This window comes from Bradyrhizobium sp. WSM3983, from assembly GCF_000473045.1.
Classification (GTDB): domain Bacteria; phylum Pseudomonadota; class Alphaproteobacteria; order Rhizobiales; family Xanthobacteraceae; genus Bradyrhizobium.
The window spans coordinates 222,687-241,069 of sequence record NZ_AXAY01000005.1 but is presented as its reverse complement, the minus strand read 5'-3'; the positions used below and the strand labels follow the sequence as shown (position 1 = coordinate 241,069).

23 protein-coding genes are annotated in these 18,383 nt (G+C 63.4%); 8 read left to right on the top strand and 15 right to left on the bottom strand.

From position 1 onward, the window contains the following. The first annotated feature begins 6 nt into the window (after window positions 1-6). Both YUA_RS0110580 and YUA_RS0110575 read left to right on the top strand, forming a co-directional pair. Window positions 7-282 (top strand): hypothetical protein, encoded by a 276-nt coding sequence (locus YUA_RS0110580; RefSeq protein WP_027530660.1) that lies wholly within the window; start codon window positions 7-9, stop codon window positions 280-282. 38 nt (window positions 283-320) lie between these two features. Next, the gene (locus YUA_RS0110575) at window positions 321-1,049 is read left to right on the top strand and encodes a glutathione S-transferase family protein (protein WP_027530659.1); all 729 of its coding nucleotides are present in this window, start codon (window positions 321-323) and stop codon (window positions 1,047-1,049) included. A 65-nt stretch (window positions 1,050-1,114) separates the two neighbouring features. Here the strand turns inward: YUA_RS0110575 and YUA_RS0110570 are convergent, their stop codons facing one another. The 10 genes from YUA_RS0110570 to YUA_RS0110525 form a co-directional block, all read right to left on the bottom strand. Beyond that, window positions 1,115-2,266, bottom strand: coding sequence for an ABC transporter substrate-binding protein (locus YUA_RS0110570; protein ID WP_027530658.1), 1,152 nt, complete (start codon window positions 2,264-2,266; stop codon window positions 1,115-1,117). Window positions 2,267-2,357: 91 nt separating this feature from the next. Further along, the gene (locus YUA_RS0110565) at window positions 2,358-2,777 is read right to left on the bottom strand and encodes a thioesterase family protein (RefSeq protein WP_027530657.1); all 420 of its coding nucleotides are present in this window, start codon (window positions 2,775-2,777) and stop codon (window positions 2,358-2,360) included. A gap of 13 nt (window positions 2,778-2,790) precedes the next feature. Further along, a complete protein-coding gene (locus YUA_RS0110560; RefSeq protein WP_027530656.1) occupies window positions 2,791-3,552 on the bottom strand; it encodes an SDR family NAD(P)-dependent oxidoreductase in 762 nt (253 codons plus the stop codon). A gap of 20 nt (window positions 3,553-3,572) precedes the next feature. Continuing rightward, complete coding sequence (locus YUA_RS0110555; protein WP_027530655.1) at window positions 3,573-5,456, bottom strand: feruloyl-CoA synthase; 1,884 nt, start codon at window positions 5,454-5,456, stop codon at window positions 3,573-3,575. Beyond that, window positions 5,453-6,262: a crotonase/enoyl-CoA hydratase family protein gene (locus YUA_RS0110550; RefSeq protein ID WP_027530654.1), complete on the bottom strand. Its 810-nt coding sequence runs from the start codon at window positions 6,260-6,262 to the stop codon at window positions 5,453-5,455. Before YUA_RS0110550 ends, YUA_RS0110555 begins: the two co-directional genes overlap by 4 nt. Window positions 6,263-6,392: 130 nt before the next feature. Next, complete coding sequence (locus tag YUA_RS0110545; RefSeq protein WP_027530653.1) at window positions 6,393-6,791, bottom strand: type II toxin-antitoxin system HicB family antitoxin; 399 nt, start codon at window positions 6,789-6,791, stop codon at window positions 6,393-6,395. A 5-nt stretch (window positions 6,792-6,796) separates the two neighbouring features. After that, complete coding sequence (locus tag YUA_RS0110540) at window positions 6,797-6,985, bottom strand: type II toxin-antitoxin system HicA family toxin (protein WP_027530652.1); 189 nt, start codon at window positions 6,983-6,985, stop codon at window positions 6,797-6,799. Between the two features lie 106 nt (window positions 6,986-7,091). Next, the gene (locus YUA_RS0110535) at window positions 7,092-8,411 is read right to left on the bottom strand and encodes a TRAP transporter large permease (protein WP_027530651.1); all 1,320 of its coding nucleotides are present in this window, start codon (window positions 8,409-8,411) and stop codon (window positions 7,092-7,094) included. A 2-nt stretch (window positions 8,412-8,413) separates the two neighbouring features. Further along, a complete protein-coding gene (locus YUA_RS0110530; protein ID WP_027530650.1) occupies window positions 8,414-8,923 on the bottom strand; it encodes a TRAP transporter small permease in 510 nt (169 codons plus the stop codon). 293 nt (window positions 8,924-9,216) lie between these two features. Next, the gene (locus YUA_RS0110525) at window positions 9,217-10,233 is read right to left on the bottom strand and encodes a TRAP transporter substrate-binding protein (RefSeq protein WP_027530649.1); all 1,017 of its coding nucleotides are present in this window, start codon (window positions 10,231-10,233) and stop codon (window positions 9,217-9,219) included. Between the two features lie 249 nt (window positions 10,234-10,482). Between YUA_RS0110525 and pobA the strand changes: the two genes are divergently transcribed. Continuing rightward, a complete protein-coding gene (gene pobA, locus YUA_RS0110520) occupies window positions 10,483-11,652 on the top strand; it encodes a 4-hydroxybenzoate 3-monooxygenase (protein WP_027530648.1) in 1,170 nt (389 codons plus the stop codon). 234 nt (window positions 11,653-11,886) lie between these two features. After that, a complete protein-coding gene (locus YUA_RS43775; protein ID WP_051383137.1) occupies window positions 11,887-12,342 on the top strand; it encodes a PaaI family thioesterase in 456 nt (151 codons plus the stop codon). On the opposite strand, the gene YUA_RS0110510 is transcribed toward YUA_RS43775, so the two are convergent. Then, window positions 12,299-13,183 (bottom strand): LysR family transcriptional regulator, encoded by an 885-nt coding sequence (locus YUA_RS0110510; RefSeq protein ID WP_027530647.1) that lies wholly within the window; start codon window positions 13,181-13,183, stop codon window positions 12,299-12,301. The two genes, YUA_RS43775 and YUA_RS0110510, sit on opposite strands and share 44 nt — an antisense overlap. Window positions 13,184-13,305: 122 nt before the next feature. Here YUA_RS0110510 and YUA_RS0110505 point away from each other — a divergent pair, with 122 nt between their 5' ends. Next, window positions 13,306-13,935, top strand: coding sequence for a pyridoxamine 5'-phosphate oxidase family protein (locus YUA_RS0110505; RefSeq protein WP_027530646.1), 630 nt, complete (start codon window positions 13,306-13,308; stop codon window positions 13,933-13,935). On the opposite strand, the gene YUA_RS0110500 is transcribed toward YUA_RS0110505, so the two are convergent. Both YUA_RS0110500 and YUA_RS0110495 read right to left on the bottom strand, forming a co-directional pair. Then, a complete protein-coding gene (locus tag YUA_RS0110500; RefSeq protein WP_027530645.1) occupies window positions 13,932-15,020 on the bottom strand; it encodes an AbrB family transcriptional regulator in 1,089 nt (362 codons plus the stop codon). The genes YUA_RS0110505 and YUA_RS0110500 overlap by 4 nt on opposite strands. A gap of 100 nt (window positions 15,021-15,120) precedes the next feature. Next, on the bottom strand, window positions 15,121-15,396 hold the full coding sequence (locus tag YUA_RS0110495) for a PsiF family protein (RefSeq protein ID WP_027530644.1): 276 nt from the start codon (window positions 15,394-15,396) through the stop codon (window positions 15,121-15,123). A gap of 187 nt (window positions 15,397-15,583) precedes the next feature. Here YUA_RS0110495 and YUA_RS0110490 point away from each other — a divergent pair, with 187 nt between their 5' ends. Then, window positions 15,584-16,084, top strand: a complete 501-nt coding sequence (locus YUA_RS0110490; protein WP_027530643.1) for a hypothetical protein — start codon at window positions 15,584-15,586, stop codon at window positions 16,082-16,084. A 47-nt stretch (window positions 16,085-16,131) separates the two neighbouring features. Here YUA_RS0110490 and YUA_RS0110485 read toward each other — a convergent pair whose 3' ends face one another. Further along, on the bottom strand, window positions 16,132-16,680 hold the full coding sequence (locus YUA_RS0110485) for a TetR/AcrR family transcriptional regulator (RefSeq protein ID WP_027530642.1): 549 nt from the start codon (window positions 16,678-16,680) through the stop codon (window positions 16,132-16,134). Window positions 16,681-16,792: 112 nt separating this feature from the next. Here YUA_RS0110485 and YUA_RS0110480 point away from each other — a divergent pair, with 112 nt between their 5' ends. Together YUA_RS0110480 and YUA_RS0110475 are read left to right on the top strand one after the other, a co-directional pair. Continuing rightward, a complete protein-coding gene (locus tag YUA_RS0110480; RefSeq protein WP_027530641.1) occupies window positions 16,793-17,269 on the top strand; it encodes a PaaI family thioesterase in 477 nt (158 codons plus the stop codon). 148 nt (window positions 17,270-17,417) lie between these two features. After that, entirely contained in the window at window positions 17,418-18,077 is a 660-nt protein-coding gene (locus tag YUA_RS0110475) for a DsbA family protein (RefSeq protein WP_027530640.1), read from the top strand. Window positions 18,078-18,160: 83 nt separating this feature from the next. On the opposite strand, the gene YUA_RS0110470 is transcribed toward YUA_RS0110475, so the two are convergent. Further along, a complete protein-coding gene (locus tag YUA_RS0110470; protein ID WP_027530639.1) occupies window positions 18,161-18,367 on the bottom strand; it encodes a hypothetical protein in 207 nt (68 codons plus the stop codon). Window positions 18,368-18,383: the final 16 nt, after the last annotated feature.

Here is an 18,383-nt window from a genome sequence, read left to right as displayed (position 1 = left end):
TTGTCCATGATCATTCCAACCCATTTCGGTCCGGCCGGTCCGTTGTGGCGGAGCCAGGCCTCGTTGCATGCCTCGCTGTATGCCTGGGCCTTCAGCCGCCTCACGTTTTTCGATCTCACCGTCGTCGACCTCCGCGTTGCGCTCGCGACCATGCTGACACGCTCGCTGGTACGGGCTGCGGACGCGCTGGTCCGCCATGTCATGGGCCGCGCCTGGCGGGGGGCCCGTTTCGCAGAAGATATCACGGCTGCTGCCACCATGGTGGCAGCAGCCCGGCACTAGGTTCCATCAACTCTTTCGGTAGGTTCAGGAGAGCTCCAATGATCACGCTTTACGGCTTTGGCACCGGCTTCGGCCTGCCGGAAATCAGCCCTTTCGTCACCAAGACCGAGGTGCAGCTCAAGATGGCGGGACTGCCCTACCGGAAGGAGCGCGCGATGCCGCCGGCGTCGCCGAAGGGCCAGCTGCCTTTCATCGATGATGGCGGCGAGGCGGTAGCCGATTCCACCTTCATCCGCGCCCATATCGAGCGCCGCTACGGCTTTGACTTCGACGCCGGCCTTTCTTTGCACGAGCGCGCCCAAGCCTGGGCGTTCGAGCGCATGATCGAGCACCACGTCTATTGGTCGCTGGTCGGCGCGCGCTGGGTCGATGCTGCCAATTTCGCCAAGGGCCCTGCGCGTTTCTTCGACGGGGCGCCCGAGCACAGCCGCGAGAAGCTGCGCGAGGACGCGCAATTCCGCGTCGCCGAGAATTACCTGCTTTCCGGCCTCGGCCGTCACGCTCCCGACGACGATGTCGATCTCGCGGTCCGCTCGCTGTTTGCACTGTCGGTGCAGCTCGGCGACAAATCCTATCTGATGGGCAACAAGCCCAGCGGGGTCGACGCGACCGCGTTCGGCGCGCTCGCCGGAATTCTCACACCGTTCTTCGAATCCCGTCTGCGCGAGCGTGCGGAAGGATTTCCGAACCTCACCGCCTATGTCGACCGGATGATGGATAGCTACTATCCGGAGTTCGCCTGGGCGCCACTGCGGCAAGCGGCCTGACGCAATCGCACAAAAGAAAAGAGCCGGCCCAATGGGCCAGCTCTCGTCTCGGAAACTATCGCCGCTTATTTCGCGAGCGTGTATTTGCCGTTCTTGACCGTGAGCAGGATGCGTGAGCGGTCGTCGAGACCGTAGCGATCTTTTTCGGTGAAGTTGTAGACACCCTGGCTCGCCGGGATCTCCCTTTCGGTCAACCAGGCTTGGCGAATCGCCTCGCGGAATTCCGGCGTGCCGGGCTTCGCCGTCTTCAATGCGGTCGGGATGATGCGCTTCAGGACCTCGAAGGCATCGTAGGAATGGCCGGCGAACTGGCTGCGGCTGTTCGGGCCGTACTTGGCCTCATAGGCCGTGTTGAGCGCGAGGCCCGGCTTCTTGGTCGCGGCCTCGTCCGGCTGATCCTCGGGATCCATGACGGGACCGGAAGCCATCAGCACGCCTTCCGCTGCTTTGCCGGCGATGCGGATGAAGTCCATGCTGGCGGCGCCATGGGTCTGATAGATCAGGCCCTGATAGCCGCGCTCGCGCAACTCGGTCTGCGGTAATGCGGCCGCGGTACCGGAGGCGCCGATCAGGATCGCGTCGGGATTGGCGGCGACGAGCTTCAGAACCTGTCCGGTGACAGACGTGTCGGGCCGCGCGAAGCGCTCCTCGTCGACCATGGTCATGCCCATCGGCACGCCCTGCGCCTTGAAGTCGTTGAACCAGAGATCGCCGTAGGAGTCGGAATAGCCGATATAGCCGACCGTCTTCACCTTGTGGGCCTTCATGTGTTCATAGAGCACCTTGCCCATGATCGGAATCGGCTGCGGCATCGACACCGACCACTTGGCGCGCTCGGGCGTGATTGGGAACGGCGCAAGGCCGAAATGCGGAATGCCGGCTTCGTTCGCGACATTGGAGATCGCGATGGATGGCGGTGTCGTCGAGGAGCCCATGATGATGTCGGCCTTGGACTCCGTAACGAAGCGGCGCGCGTTCGTGGTTGCCGTCGTCGGGTCGCCGCCGTCGTCGAGCACGATCACCTTCAGCGGCACGCCGCCGATTTCCTTCGGCACGAATTCCAGCGCATTGCGCTCGGGAATGCCGAGGGCGGCGGCAGGACCCGTAGTGGTCACACTGATGCCGATGGTGATTTCGTTGGTCTGGGCCAGCCCGGGCAGGGTCGGCAGCGCCAGCGTGGCCGCCGCGATGGCAGCAGTCAGGTAAAAGCGTTTCATTGTTTCCTCCCTTGACGTTATTGTTTGAAAGCAGAAATCGGGGATGAATTCAGCCCCGTCTTTTGGTGATGCGGCGATTTAGCTCCAGAATCTAATTCTCGGTGAATTTCGCTACCATCTCCGGAGGAAACGGTGCCGATTTCAGCTTGTCGGGGTTAACGGGATCGCGGCCGACCAGGACGCGGGTCTCAAAACCTTCGATGGCAAGCGCCTCGCCCTTGTAGACGTTGTGCTTCACCTCGAAGCTCGAGCGCTTGATGCTCTCGATCTTCGTTTCGATGGTGATCCAGTCGCCATAGGTCGAGGGAATGTAGAATTTGGACCGCGTATCGACCATGGGAATGCCCACCAGGCCGTATTTGCGAACCAGATCCTGCTTGGAGAAGCCGGCGACCTCGAACAGGGTTGACGTCGAATCGTCGAACATCGCGAAATAACGCGGGTAGTAGACGATGTTGGCGGGGTCGCAATCACCCCACTGGATCTGGACGTCGCGCCGGTTCACGAACATGCGTTTTCGCGTCCTACTTCGGCGCCATGCGCAGCGAACCGTCGAGGCGCACCACTTCGCCGTTGAGGTAAGAGTTCTCGACCATGTGAAGTGCGAGCGCGGCGAATTCGTCGGCGTGGCCGAGCCGGCGCGGGAAGGGGATCGCGGCGGCCAGCGAATCCTGGGCTTCCTGCGGCAGATTGGCCAGCAGGGGCGTGAGGAACAGGCCGGGTGCGATCGTCAGCACGCGGACGCCGAATTGGGCGAGCTCGCGCGCGATCGGCAGCGTCATGCCGACGATGCCGCCCTTTGACGCCGAATAGGCCGACTGGCCGATCTGGCCGTCATAGGCGGCGACGGACGCCGTGTTGATGATGACGCCGCGCTCGCCGGTCGCCTGCGGCTCCAGTTTGGACATCTCGGCGGCGGCAAGGCGCAGCATGTTGAAAGTGCCGATCAAATTGACCTTGATTACCTTGTCGAAATCGGCGAGCGCCATCGGGCCGTCGCGGCCGACGACACGCTTGGCAACGCCGATACCGGCGCAGTTGACCAGCACGCGGGCCGGGCCATGGGCCTTAGTCGCCTGCGCGATCGCGGCTTCAGCGGAGGCCGCGTCAGAGACGTCGCAGGTCACGGCCACGCCCTTGATCTCGGCGGCAACGCTCTCCGCGAGCTTGGCATTGAGGTCGCACACCGCGACCTTGGCGCCCTGCGCCGCCAGTTTTCGCGCAGTTGCAGCGCCCAGCCCCGATGCGCCGCCGGTAACGATGGCCGCCTGATCCTTCAACAACATGGCGTTCTCCTTATGATTTCTTAGCCGACCGATATCACACGGTCCGATGGATTGGCAGCGTAGAGCTCCTCGATCAGCGCGCCGCGATGCTCGAGCACCGCGCGCTGGTTGATCGAGCCCTTGTCGGTGACCTCGCCCTTGTCGATCGACAGCGGCGCATCCAGCAGGATGGCGCGCGTGATCCGCGTCGAGGAGCCGGTGGCCGAAGAAAGGAACTGGATCAGGCGCTCGCGGAAAGCCTCACGGACCAGCCGGTCGCGGGCGGTGACGGTGAGATCGTCGGCCGGCAGGGTCGGGTTGATCAGGCGGCAGCCGTCGAGATCGAGCAGCACCAGCGCGGAGACCTCGTCGCGGTTGATGCCGGCGATGACGACGTCGCGCACCAGCGGTGCGCAGGCCGCGACGAAGCGCGCACGCAGCGGACCGACGCTGACCCAGGTGCCGCTCGCGAGCTTGAAATCCTCGCTGACGCGGCCGTCGAAATCGAAGCCGGCGTTGAGATCATCGGGGTCGGCGGGCTTGAGCGCGTCGCCCATCTTGTAAAATCCTTCCTCGTCGAAGGATTTCGCGGTGATGTCGGGCTGGCGCCAATAGCCGGGCATCACGTTCGGGCCCTTGGCGCGCACCTCCATCTTGCCGTTGTTTGGCACGAGCTTGGCATCGTTGCCTGACACCGGCAGTCCGACATGGCCGGAGCGGCTGGTACGCGGATTGACCGACATGAAGAACGGCGCGGTCTCGGTCGCGCCGAGGCCGGTCAGCATCGGCACGCGATAGCCTTTTTCCTTCACCGCGAGCTCGTCGAGACTGTTCCAGACGAAGGGCGACAGCGCCGCGCCCGAGAAGAACATCGCGTGCAGCCGGTCGAAGAACTTTGCACGCAGGCCCGGGTCGTCGCGCAAATAAGGCAGCAGCGACTCGTAGCCCTTGGGTACGTTGAAATAGACCGTCGGCGAGATCTCCTGGAGGTTGCGCACGGTCTCCTCGATGCCGCCCGGCATCGGCTTGCCGGCGTCGAGATACATCGAGCCGCCATTGTAGAGCGTCAGCCCGATATTGTGGTTGCCGCCAAAGGTGTGATTCCAGGGCAGCCAGTCGATGATGACGGGCGGTTCGTCCTTGAGGAAGGCGAGCGTCTCGCGCAGCATCACCTGGTTGGCGCAGATCATGCGCTGGGTGTTGATGACGGCCTTGGGATTGCCGGTCGAGCCTGACGTCAGCAGGAATTTTGCGATCGTGTCGGGGCCGATCTTGCCGTGCACTTCCTCGAGATCGCTGCGGATCGGCGTCGCGATGAGGTCGGCGAGCAGCGTGACGTCGCGGCCGGGCACATCGCCATAGGACGCGGCGATCTCGGTGCCGAGCGAGACGTTGGCGGCGAGCGCGTCCGCGAATTTGTCGGCGTCCTCGGCGAAGACGAGGCCGGGTGTCAGCAGCTTCATCAGGTAGGAGAGCTTGCCGTAATCCTTCGACACCAGCGAATAGGCCGGCGATACCGGACAGAACGGAATGCCGGCATAGAACGCGCCGAACGCCAGCAGCGCATGGTCGATCGAATTGCCAGAGAGGATGACGACCGGTCTCTCCGCCGAGAGGCCGCGCTGAAGCAGGCTTGATGCGATGTGCCGGCTCGCCGTGAGCAGCTCGGCATAGGTGATTTTGCGCCAGCCCCGGCCGCCTTCGCGCTCCGCCATGAACACGCGGTCCGGCGTCGTCGTCGCCCAGTGATGCAGGCGATCGGTGATGCGGGCCGGATAGCCGCCGAGCGGCTGCTTTGGCCGCAAATAGATCGTGCCATCGGCGTGCCGTTCGATGTCGACGAGGGGATCGCCAAACGAGATCGGCCGCAGCGGAGAATTGCTCGCGCCGCGCTCTGTGCTGGAAGAGGACGGCTGCATACTCATGATTTCGGCTTTACCTTGGCGGTCTTGTGCTCGAGGAATTCGCGGATCCTGCGTTTTGCCTCTTTGTCGCTCTGTGCGACCGTCGCCATCAGCGATTCCATCAGGAGGCCGGTCTGCGGATTGGCCTCCGCGATCATCGGCAACGCCTGGAGTACGGCAAAATTCGTCAGCGGCGCGTTGGAGGCGATCTTGGTCGCAAGCTCCAGCGCCTTGGTGAGGCCGTTACCGGCTTCGGTGACATATTGCGCAAAGCCGTAAGACGTGCCCTCGGTCGCGCTATAGACGCGGCCCGTCAGCATCATGTCCATCATGCGCGCGACGCCGATCAGCCGCGGCAGCCGTACCGAACCGCCGCCGCCGACGAAGATGCCGCGTTGTCCCTCAGGCAGCGCGAAATAGGCTGTGGGCTCGGCGACGCGAATGTGGGCGGAGCAAGCAAGCTCGAGCCCACCGCCGATCACGGCGCCCTTCAACGCGGCAATCACGGGCACGCGGCTGTACTGGATGCGGTCGAATACCCGGTGCCACATCTGCGAATGCAGCAGGCCGCCGGTGGCGTCGTGATCCTGAAGCTCGGACAGGTCGAGGCCGGAGGAGAAATGGTCGCCGACGCCGTGAATGACGACCGCGCCGATGTCCTCGGGCAGGGACGCAAAGCATTCGCCGATTTCCAGGATGATGCCGTCGTTGAGCGCATTGCGCTTGGCTGGCCGGTTCAGACCCACGGTCAGAACCCGGTCCACCCTCTCGATCTGAAGCAGCCCGGAGGCGCCCGCGTCAGCGGTCTCGGCGTTTCCCTGTGTCATTTGCGTCCTTATCAGAATAGTTATGTTGTATAACGAATTCTGGAGGAGTCAATATGGGTCACCTTCGCGATGATGTTTGCGAGGGGCTGTGCCGACACGCGAGATAGGACTGATGGCGTGCGAGAACGGCTCACGCCGTCTCCGTAATCATCCTCTTGGCGGCCTGGGCGAGCAGACCGGAACGGGTGTACCCGTGCGTCTCGGCGTATTTGTCGATCTGCTCAAGGACGTCATCGGGCAATGTGACATTGACGCGCACGATCTTGGGCTGGTCGTTCTTTACCGAAACCAGAATGGCGACGCCCGAGCGATTCTTCGGATCCGACATGATCTCCTCGAGCGACGAAGGCTCGGGAACCGCGTCTCCATCTTCCGCCATGCCTTCGAGATGAAGCGCCAGCGCCTCTTCGGCCATGTCGCGTGCATCATCGAGCGTGGTGCCCGCGGTCACGACGCCTGGCAGATCGGGAAACGATACCCCGAAATCGCTATCGGCATCCTTGTGGATCAGACCGATGTAATGACGCATGGCGTTCACCTCAGCTTCAGGCCTGATTGCTTTTCGATACTCTTCAGCGTCCCGAGCGGGATGTCCCGTTTCGGATGAGGGACAGTGACGCGGCCCGTTTTCGTCGGGTGCTTGAACTGGACGTGGCTGCCTTTTTGAGCCACCTGGACCCAGCCATCCCTTTGAAGGGCCGAGATAATCTCTCGGCTATTCATGGTGTGTATTTATGCACATCGAGATGCATTTGTCAATAAACGGCTCACACCACCTGATGCACAACGTATTTCGCCTCGAGCGTCGGCGTGGTCATCGCTTCGCCTCTCAATGAGCCATCATCCGCGTCGGCAGCCAGGTGGCCAGCAATGGGAACGCGATCAAAATCACCAGCCGCACCAGGTCGGTCGCCACGAACGGGATCACGCCTTTGAAAATCGTGGAAAAGGACACGTCCTTCACCACGCTCTTGATAACAAAGACGTTCATGCCGACCGGTGGATGGATCAGGCCGAGCTCGACGGTCATGACGATGATGACGCCGAACCAGATCGGATCGAAGCCGAGATGCGTGATGACGGGGAAGATGATCGGCACGGTCAGGATGATCATCGCCATGGCATCCATCAGGCAGCCGAGCACGAGGTACATCACCATGATCAGCGCAAGCACGCCGTAGGGACCGAGACCGAGGCCGGTAAGGAACTCGGTGACCTTCTGCGGCGTCTGTGTCACCGTCAGAAAATAGCCGAAGATCAGCGCGCCGATCAGCACGGTGAACACGGCCGCGGCCGTGCGCGTCGCCTGCAGCAGCGAGGCCAGCACCTTCTCACGGTCGAGCCGCCCCGTGACCACGCCGATGATGAAGGCGCCGGCAGCGCCGACGCCGCCGGCCTCGGTCGGTGTGAAGCGGGGCAGGTAGGGCAGGCCGTAGAGGCCGCCGATCACGAACACGAACAGCAGCACCGGCGCCCAGATCTCCTTCAGGCCGGCGAAGCGCTCGCGCCACGGCAGCACCTTGCCCTTGGGCAGGAAGTCAGGGCGGAAATAGCCAATCAGGAAGATCGTGACCATGTACATGGTCATCGCCAGCAGGCCCGGAATGATGCCGGCGATGAAGAGTTTTCCGATGTCCTGCTCGGTGATGATGCCGTAGACCGCAAGCACGGTCGAGGGCGGCAGCATCGCGCCGAGCGTGCCGCCGGCCGCGATCACGCCGGTCGCAAAGGACTGCGGATAGCCGAAGCGGCGCATCTCGGGATAGGCGACAGCGGAGAAGGTCGCGGCGGTCGCGACCGACGAGCCGCAGATCGCGGCAAAGCCGCCGCAGGCGCCGACGGTGGCGATACCAAGCCCGCCGCGCAAGTGCCCGACGAAACCGTTGGCGGCGCGGAACAACTCGCGGCTCATGCCGGAATTGCTGACGAAGGAACCCATCAGCAAAAACATCGGAATGACGCCGAAAGTGTAGTCGGTGACCGTGCGCATCGAGGTCTGGCCGACCAACTTCAGCGCGGGTGTTGCGCCGACCAGGTAGGAGAAGCCGGTGACGCCGACAAGGCCCATGGCCATGCCGACGGGCACGCGCAGCAGCATCAGTGCGAACAGGGAAACGAAGCCGAGAACGGCGACGGCATCGGTGCTCATGATTACTCCGTCGCCTTCAGCTTGGGGTCGTGCATGTCTTCGGGATGGAAGATCAGCCGGTAAGTGCGGATCGCGATCAGCAGCACGGCCGAGACGTCGCCGATCCAGGCGATCGCGAAGAACGGCCACGTCGGCATGTGCATGTCAAAAGTCTGGACATTGTCCTTGTAGGTGCCGCGAACCTTGTCGAATAATGTCCAGGTCTGAACGGTGACGACGAACAGCAGCACCAGCGTCGCGAAGACGTCGATCCAGCGCTGGTAGCGGGGGCTGACATTGCCCCAGACAAGATCGACCGTGATGTGCGTGCCGCGATACGAGGTCGCGGCAATGCCCCAGAAAATGAGGATGCCGAGCAGCATGCGGCCGATGTCGAAGCTGTCGGGAATCGAATAGTTCAGCGTGTTGCGCAGCAGCACCGACAGGAAGATGTCGAGCGCGACGATGCCGACGAAGGCAGCTGCAATCCATTCGATCGAATCGATCACGCGATCCATCCAGGCGCGCTTCATGGGTGTGTCCTAAGTGATGTCATTCTCGTTCTCGACTCCGGCCGCGGTCCTTCGCCTCTCCCCGCTTGCGGGAGAAGCCGACAGGCTCGGCAGCGCACTTGCGCGCCTGAGCGTGGCGGGTGAGGGGGGACTCTCCGCGAGTCCGACTGTCACCGCCCCCGCGGAGAGACTCCCCCTCACCCCACCCCTCTCCCCGCACGCGGGGAGGGGGAGCGTCGTGCGCTCCTAACAGCGCACTTGCATAACAACGGCGGCAAGATGCCCCTCGCCGCCGCGCTTCTCTCGAAGCGAGGCTACTCCGCCAGCGCGTTGTATTTCTTCAGCGACGTCTTCAGATCCGCGAGCGCAGCGTCGGGATCGACGCCGGCCTTCTTGGCGCCATCACCCCAGGTCTTGACCAGCGGCTCGGCCGCCTTTTTCCAGGACGCGGTCTGGTCCGGTGTCAGCTTGTAGACCTCATGACCTGCTTCCGCCTTCACCTTGTCGATGCCGGCATCCTCGAACTTGCCCCAGTGCTCGCCGACCACGCCGGCCATTTCGGTCGAGCAATTCTTGTCGATCGCGGCCTTCTGCTTGTCGGACATCGAATCGTACTTGTCTTTGTTCATCACGAACACGAAGGTCGTGGTGTAGAGCGGCGCTTCCATGTGGTACTTCGTCACCTTGTCGATGCCGAACAGCACCAGCGAGCCCCAGGGGAAGGTGACGCCGTCGGCGACGCCGCGCTCGATGATGTCACGCACTTCAGGTGCGGAGGACTGCACGTTGGTGCCGCCGAGCGAGGTGACGAAGTTCGCCATGGTGGCGTGGGCCGGGCGGATCTTCATGCCCTTCACGTCCTCCGGCATCACGATCTTCTTGGTGCGGGCGTGGAAGGAGGAGGGCGAGTGGACGAAGGCGAGACAATATTTGACGTCCTTCATTTCCTTCTCGACATATTTGCGATACCAGGCGTCCAGCCCCATCGAGCCGCCCTTGGCGTCCGAGATCAGGAACGGTAATTCGCCTGCGCCGATGATCGGGAAGCGGCCGGGCTGATAGCCCGGATTAACGTAGGTGACGTCGGCGATGCCATCGCGCGCCATGTCGTAATGGTCGAAGGCCTTGCCGAGCTGCTGGGCCGGAAACACCTTGCCCTTGATGGTGCCGCCGGAATCCTTCTCGACCGCGGCGGCCCAGTCTTCCAGCGATTTCTGCAGCGGATGCGAGGCCGGCACCCAGTGCGAGATCTTCAAATCGAAGGTCTTGTCCTGCGCGAACGCAGGCGTCACGCTTGCTGCCAGCAGCAAAGCCAGACAGGCTTTCCTCATCACGTGTCTCTCCCTCTTTTGACGGCGGGCTTCGATGGCCCGGTCTCGTTAGTTAACATGTTATCTAATTGGCCGGTGCGTTCAAGCCGGAACTGGTGCGTCATCTACGTCAGCGATGTTGCATGGATTTGTCGCTGCCCGGCGACCAGCCTCCCTTTTGCCCAACCGTTATATGATATAATTATCGCGCGCGGACGATCGCGACAAGCGAGCCGCGACGAAAGCCTACAGGATCGGGAGGAGCAAGTATTGCGGACAAAAGTCGCAATCATCGGGGCCGGGCCGGCAGGATTGTTGCTTGGGCAACTTCTGCACAAATACGGTATCGACAACTTCATTCTTGAGCGGCAAAGCCCGGACTACGTGCTGGGCCGCATCCGCGCGGGCCTCCTGGAGGAGGGGACTGTTGGGCTGCTTGATCAAGTCGGTGCCGGAGCAAGGGCTCATGCGGAAGGCCTGGTTCACGAAGGGATCGAACTCGCCTTCGCCGGCCGCCGTCATCGCATCGACATGACGGGCGCGACCGGCAAGACGGTCATGATCTATGGCCAGACCGAGGTCACGCTCGACCTGATGAATGCGCGGAAAGCCGCCGGCCTCACCACCGTCTACGAGGCCAAGGACGTGCAGCCGCATGATTTCGACGGCGGTCACCCGCGCGTAACCTGGGTGAAGGACGGCGTCACCCACACGCTCGATTGCGATTTCATCGCCGGCTGCGACGGCTTTCACGGGATCAGCCGCGCCAGCGTGCCGGCCTCGGCAATCGAGGAGTTCGAGCGGGTCTATCCGTTCGGCTGGCTCGGCATTTTGTCCGAGACGCCGCCGGTCAGCCACGAGCTGATCTATTCCAACCATGCACGGGGCTTTGCGCTCTGCGCCATGCGCTCGATGAAGCGCAGCCGGCATTATCTGCAGTGTTCGCTCGATGACCATGTCGACCAGTGGTCCGACGATCGCTTCTGGGACGAATTGAAGCGCCGGCTGGACCAGGAAGCGGCCGATAATCTCGTGACAGGCCCCTCGATCGAGAAGAGCATCGCGCCGTTGCGCAGCTTCGTCGCCGAGCCGATGCGCTTCGGCAAGATGTTCCTGTGCGGCGATGCCGCCCACATCGTGCCGCCGACCGGCGCCAAGGGGCTGAACCTGGCTGCGAGCGATGCCCATTATCTGTCGAGCGCGCTTCGAGAGTTCTACGACGAGAAATCGAACGCCGGCATCGATGCCTATTCCGCCAAGGCGCTTGCGCGCGTCTGGAAGGCCGTGCGGTTCTCCTGGTGGATGACCTCGATGCTGCACAAATTCCCTGATAATGGCAGCATCGGCGCGCGTATCCAGGTCGCCGAGCTCGACTACGTCACGCAGTCGCAGGCCGCGATGACATCGCTGTCGGAGAATTATGTGGGATTGCCTTTTTAGGGCGGCGGAGTCGGCGCCGTAGAGTGGGCAAAGGCGCGGCGCGCCGTGCCCACCATCTCTCCACCATTGAGAAAGTTGGTGGGCACGCTTCGCTTTGCCCACCCTACGGCTCTGTCATTGCGGCGTGGCGCGTTTCAAACATCCGCGCAAATCACGTTTAAAACTTTGTAGGCGGTGAAACTGTCATCCACATCGCGTTCATTGCCAGTAACCCAATAGCGACGCGAGACACGCATGACCGACACCGACATCCCCGACGGCTTCGAGCCGCTTTCCCGCAAGAGCCCGCTGACCGAACCGTGGGAGCCGCTCTATGCGAAGAAAACTGAGAGGGCCGTGATCATCGGCCTGCGGCTGGCACGGCCGCACACCAATGGCCGCGGCCTGATCCATGGCGGCCTGATCACCACGCTCGCCGACAACGCGATGGGCTATAGTTGCGCGCAAGCGACGGACTGGACCACCTCGTTCGTGACGGTCTCGCTGTCGATTGATTTCGTCGGCTCGGCCGAGATCGGCCAATGGTGTTCGATCGAGAGCGACGTGATCAAGACCGGCAAGACGATCTGCTTCGCGCAGAGCCTGATCAAGGCCGACGGCGCCGTGATCGCACGTGCCAGTGGGACGTTCCGTGTGGTGCCGAAGCCTACCCAAACTTCCACGCAGTCGTTTCCACCACGAGATCGATGAAGGCGCGCACCTTGGCCGAAAGCAGGCGCGAGGTCGGGTAGACGATGTGGATCGGCAGCGCCGGCTGCTCGTATTTCGCCAGCAGGATTTTCAGCCGACCGCGCTTTAGGCCCTCGGCGGCCTGATAGGCGAGCACGCGCGTGATGCCGCCGCCGGCCTCGGCATATTGCAGAGCGGCGTCGGCGCTGTTGCTGGTGAAGCGCGGGGACGGCGTCACCTCGATGTCGCGGCCATCCTGCGCGAAGCGCCACGCCGTCGCGGGACCGAACAGGATGGTCTGATGCTCGCGCAGCGCCTCCGGCGTCTTCGGCTCGCCGTGTCGCTTCAAATAGCCTGATGTCGCCACCGTGATCCGCCGCATCTCGCCGACCTGGCGCGCAACCAGCGAGGAGTCGGCGAGATGGCCGATACGGACGGCAGCGTCGACGGCGTCTTCCACGAGGTTGACGAGGTTGTCCGAGAGCCTGAGTTCGCAGGCGACCTCGGGATAGCGCTTGAGATAGTCGGTCATGACCGGGCCGACATGCAGCCGGCCGAAGCCGACCGGGGCCGACACCACCAGCCGTCCGCTCGGCCGGTTGCGCTCCTCCCGCGCCGAGCCGTCGGCGTCCTCGACGTCGGCGAGGATCCGCCGGGCGCGTTCCAGATAGCGCGTGCCGACGTCGGTCAATCTCACCTGCCGCGTGGTCCGCTGCAGCAGCCGTGCGCCGAGATGGTCTTCAAGCGCCGCGATCAGCCTTGTCACCGCCGATGGCGACAGCCGCAGCTTGCGCGCCGCCGGCGCAAAGCCGCGCAAATCGGCGACAGTGACGAAGACGTGCATGGCTTCGAGGCGGTCCATAGGGATTATTGCATATATCGGAACGATGAAGTGTCAAGCGGGCTGATTGTTTTGATCGCCGGAAGGTCCATCTGGTCCTCGAAAGACGCAGAGATGCGCCGGAATTTTCAGGAGATTTTCCGATGACCGCGATTCATACCTATGCCAGCGATGTCGCCTTTACCCCCGCGGTGAAGGTGATCCAGGCGCGCAAGGGCTCCCGCGAGGCCTATGGCCGCGCCGAGCAGCGCGGTTGGCGCACCGAGGTCGACGAGAACCTCGAAGCCTTCCTCGCCGATGCCAACAGCTTCTATTTCTCTACCGCCTCAGCGGACGGCCAGCCCTATATCCAGCACCGCGGCGGTCCGAAGGGCTTTCTGAAGGTGCTGGACAAGCAGACGCTCGCTTTTGCCGACTATGCCGGCAACCAGCAATATCTGACGCAAGGCAATCTCTCCGAGAATCCCAAGGCCTACATCTTCGTGATGGACTATGCCCACCGCCGTCGGGTGAAGATCTGGGGCGAGGCGCGCGTGGTCGAGGACGACGATGCTCTGACGGATGCGATGATGCCGAAGGGCTATCGCGCCCGGCCCGAGCAGGTGATCGTGTTCAGGATCGCGGCCTGGGACACCAACTGCCCCCAGCACATTCCGCAGAAATTCGACGCCCCGGATGTGGCGGTGGCGTTAGCGGCAAGAGACCAGCGGATTGCGGAGCTCGAGGCGCAGCTTGCTGCGCTGAAGGGGCAAACGACCGGAGAAAACGCCTAATCGTCCACGTCGTCCTGTGTGCGGCCGAACAGGTGCACGATGCCAGGCGTCGCGATCGTCACGAACACGAAGCGCGAGAGGTGATGGGCGCCGACGAAGATCGGATCGATGTGCAGCGTGAGCGCCAGCGCAAGCATGGCGTCCATCGCGCCGGGCGCAAACGCAACAACGACGTCGGAAAACTTCACCTGCGTCGTGACTGCGACGATGCCGACGAAGATCGAGGAGACGGCGATTGCCACGGCGAACGAGCCCAGCGCGGCATTGATGTGGCCGGCCAGCGTCTTGATTCGCATCCGGGCAAAGCGGCTGCCGATCAGCGCGCCGATGCCCACCAGCGCGACGCCGCGCACCCAGTTGGGCAGGCCGCCCTCGACCCAGCCTGCGCCGTGCAGCACGCTGGAGGCGATCATCGCGCCGAACATCCAGCTCGCCGGAAACTTGATCAGCCGAAGCACCAGCGATGCCGCCAGCGCGGCGGCGACCAGCTCAACAAGATCGAGTGGCGAGGCAATCGCTGTCGTCAGCAACGGCGTGACGGAGGGCGCGGCGGCGCCCGCGATCGCCAGCACCATCGGCAGCGCCGCGGTGAGGATGATGACGCGCATGGTCTGCACCACCGCGATGCCCGGCAGGTCGGCGCCGCGCTCCACCGCCAAAATCGTGATCTGCGACAGCGCGCCGGGGCTGCCGGCGAGGAAGGCCGAGGTGCGGTCCCAGCCATGGATGCGCTGGAGGTAATAGCTCGAGCCGAAGGTCGAGCAGAAGGTGGCGAGCGCCAAGAGGCCGATGGTCAGCGGATAGGCGCTGACTTGCTGGATCAGATGGCGCGAAACGACGGAGCCCAGCGAAATACCGAGCAGCACCAGTACGGTCTGGGTGAGGAGCGGTGGGACCGCAAGCTGGCGTCCGGCAATCGCGGCGATCCCGACCGCGATCATCGAGCCCGAGATCAACCCGCCCGGAAGGCCCACGGCCAGGAAGGCCAGACCGCCGGCGGCGCCGATGACGAGCGTCTCCACGGTGCTCAAAACCTTGGCACGGCTGGGCCATTCGAACGGGAGGGAGGCGGTGATTTGCTTCACGCCACCTTATTGCAAATCGGCGAGAGACGCACAATTGCAGGCTCGTCATGCCGCAATGCGTACGCCTCTCGCCAAAGGCGAGGGGAGGATTGTGACGGATTTACTTCTTATCGGCGGCAGGCGCAGGCGTGGCGCCGCCCTTCGCGGTCTTGATGCACTCGGAGCGGAATTTCTTGCGCTCCTTCCCGTGCAGGCCCTTGGCGTCCGCCTGCTTGGAGCATTCGAGCGATTCGGCCGAGTGCTCCTTCGGCGCCTTCTTGTCGGTGGTCGTGGTGGCGTCAGTCTTGGCGGCCGGCGCCGCGGTCTGCGCGAAAGCGGTGCCGGTGGCGAACAGGGAGGCGATCGCGACGACGGCGAGACGGGAGGCGAGGGTCATGATGTGGCTCTTCTTGCGAAAGTTGCGGAGGGGCGCGAACGTCGGCCCGCATTGCTGAACGCGACATGAATAATCCCGAACAGCGCGATCACTATATTTTAGCGCCAAGCGGCATCACTTCCTTGTCGGATGTCCCCAGCACGCTAGGATAGCAGTCCTCGTTTTGCTTCCCTGAGGGAGACCAAGGATGACCATTCAAGCCAAACTGTTGTGTGCGATTGCCATGTCGGGCGTTGCTGCCGCACTGGTGGCAAGCGCGCCGGCGCAGGCGTTGACCTCGCAAGAGTGCAGCGCGAAATATCAGGCCGCCAAGAAGGACGGCTCGCTCGGCACCATGAAGTGGAATGACTTCCGCAAAGTCCAGTGCGGCGCCGATGCGACGCCGGCGGCTGCGCCGACCGCGGCTGCCCCGGCTGCGCCTCCGCCTGCTGCCGAGCCGAAGCAGGCCAAGAAGGAGGCAGCCCCCGCTGCTGCCCCGGCACCGACGATGCCGGCGGGCCCTGCGATCTTCCCGAACGCGGTCGATCCGAAATACGCCAAGGAGACCGCCGGCAAGGCGCGCCTCCATACCTGCGTCGACCAGTACAACGCCAACAAGACCACCAACGGCAATGGCGGCATGAAGTGGATCGAGAAGGGCGGCGGCTATTACAGCGAATGCAACAAGAAGCTGAAGGGCGCCGCTTGACGCTTCGAATTGATGCGATGGCCGGAGCAAAGCTCCGGCCATCTTGCTTAGTCCAAGAGCTTCTCGGCCGATTTCGCCACGAGCTGTGATCGCTTGCGCGGGCCGCGCTCGACGAACAACAGGCTCTGGCCAAAGATGAAGCAGTAGAACAGGAAGGCCTGCGCCTCCGCCTCCTCGGCCTCGAGGCCGGTCGCGCGATAGAGTTCGGCGACGTGCTTCAGCCGCGCCGCATCCACGCTCGCCACCGCCGCAGCGGCGCTCTGATCGGAGCGCGCCCACTGCCGGATCGCGAGCTCGATCGCCATGCCCTCCGGATTGAGCCGCTCGGAATAGAGCTGGATCACCGCCCTCAGCCGCTCGCGGGGCTCTTGCCCGTCCAGGCTGGTCTGCTCTGCAATTGATGCTGAGCGTCCCTCGCGCCAGTGCACCAGCATCGCTTCGAGCAGCGCGGCGCGGTCGGCGAAGCGGCGGTAGAAGCCGCCCTTGGTGACGCCCAAATTCTTGGCGAGCACCTCGACCCGCACCCCCTCGACACCTGCGCGGGCGAGCTCGTTAAACCCTGCCTCGACCCAGACATCGCCCTTGCCGTCGTTCATGAAGGAAGCCTCACCGGTTCTTGATACGGTACCGTATTGCTAACGCGTTCCATGCCTGATACGCTACCGTATCAAGATCGCAGGGCAGGGATCACAGGACAGGGATAGTGCGATGGCTGCGTTCGAGCCGAAAAACCCGGGCTATCGTGCGGCGGCCATTGCAATGTTCGAGGGACAGCCGGCGATGCGCACGCTCGGCATCGTGATCGTCCGCCTTGCGCCGGGCGAGGTCGAGCTGGCGATGCTGCATTCACCGGCCTTCACGCAGCAGAACGGTTTTGTCCATGCCGGCATCATCACCGCGGGGCTCGATAATGCCTGTGGCGTTGCCGCCTTCACGCTGATGCCGTCCGAGGCCGATATCCTCACGGTCGAGTTCAAGGCCACGCTGCTCGCCCCCGCCCGCGGCCAGCGCTTCGTCTTCAAGAGCGGGGTGGTCAAGCCCGGCCGCACGCTCACCTTCTGCGAAGCCAGGGCCTTCGCCGAGTGCGAGGGGAAGACCACGCTCATTGCCACCATGACCGGAACGCTGATGGCGATGCTGCCCCGCCTTGCGACTTCGCACGAACAGCGCGCGTCCCGCGCCTAGCGGCAACGCCTCGGTGACCTCGTTCCTGGTTGCCTTGGTGGGCGCCCTGCTGATGCAATGACATCGCCCCCGTGACACTCTATATGAGGTGTAACAATTCCCGGTTCCGAAACGAATTTGCGAAGATGGGACCGAAACGGGACGAGATATGGCTGGATTCAGGACTAAGGGCGTTGGGCCGACGCGCCGCGCGGCGCTGACGGTGATCGGGGCGGGCGCCCTCGCGGCTGGCAGTATGACCTTAGCACGCGCAGCCACCGGTGATGACGAAGTGCTCAGCGAAGCCAAGGTGCTGCGTGACCCCGACGTCCCCGTTGCCGGCAATCCCGATGGCAATATCAGCATCATCGAGTGGTCCGACTACAATTGTCCCTATTGCCGTAAGCTCGAGCCGGAGTTGCGCCAAGTCATCCAGGACGATGGCAAGGCCAGGCTGGTTTTGAAAGACTGGCCCATCCTCGGGCCGGTCTCGGTGACCGCCGCCCGGATCGCGCTCGCCGCGAAGTACCAGGACAAGTACCACAAGGCCCATGACGCCATGATGGGCGTCAGTTCGCGCCTGACCGAGTCGCGCATCAACGAGTTGCTGGCGGCCGCCGGCGTCGATATGGACCGCCTCAAGAGCGACCTCACCGCACACGGCAAGGACATCGACGCGATCCTCAAGCGCAACAACGATCAGGCCGAGGCTTTCGGCTTCCGGGGCACTCCGTCCTTCATCGTCGGCAAGTACCGCGTGCCTGGTGTGCTCAGCATGGCCGAGTTCGAGCAGGTCATCGCCGACGCCCGCAAGGCCAAGATGAACTGACGCATCGTTGCGCTGATCGAACCAAGACAAAGACGCCGCCGCGGACCCGCGACGGCGCCTTGTCCATGTCTGGTCGACCGAGATTACTTCGAAGAGATCCGGACCCAGCCCTTGTGCGCGCGATCTTGCAGCGCATTCCAGTCGGCCTTCGCGACATCCCAATTCACGATGGTGCGATTGGCGGTCGCGACTTCGCCGTTGGCGACCGACGACGTCTGCATGGAGTCATAGACATAGACACCGCAGCCGAGCAGAAGCGCTCCTAAAATCATTCCGAAAAACGTTTGCATGGCGAACCTCCGGTGA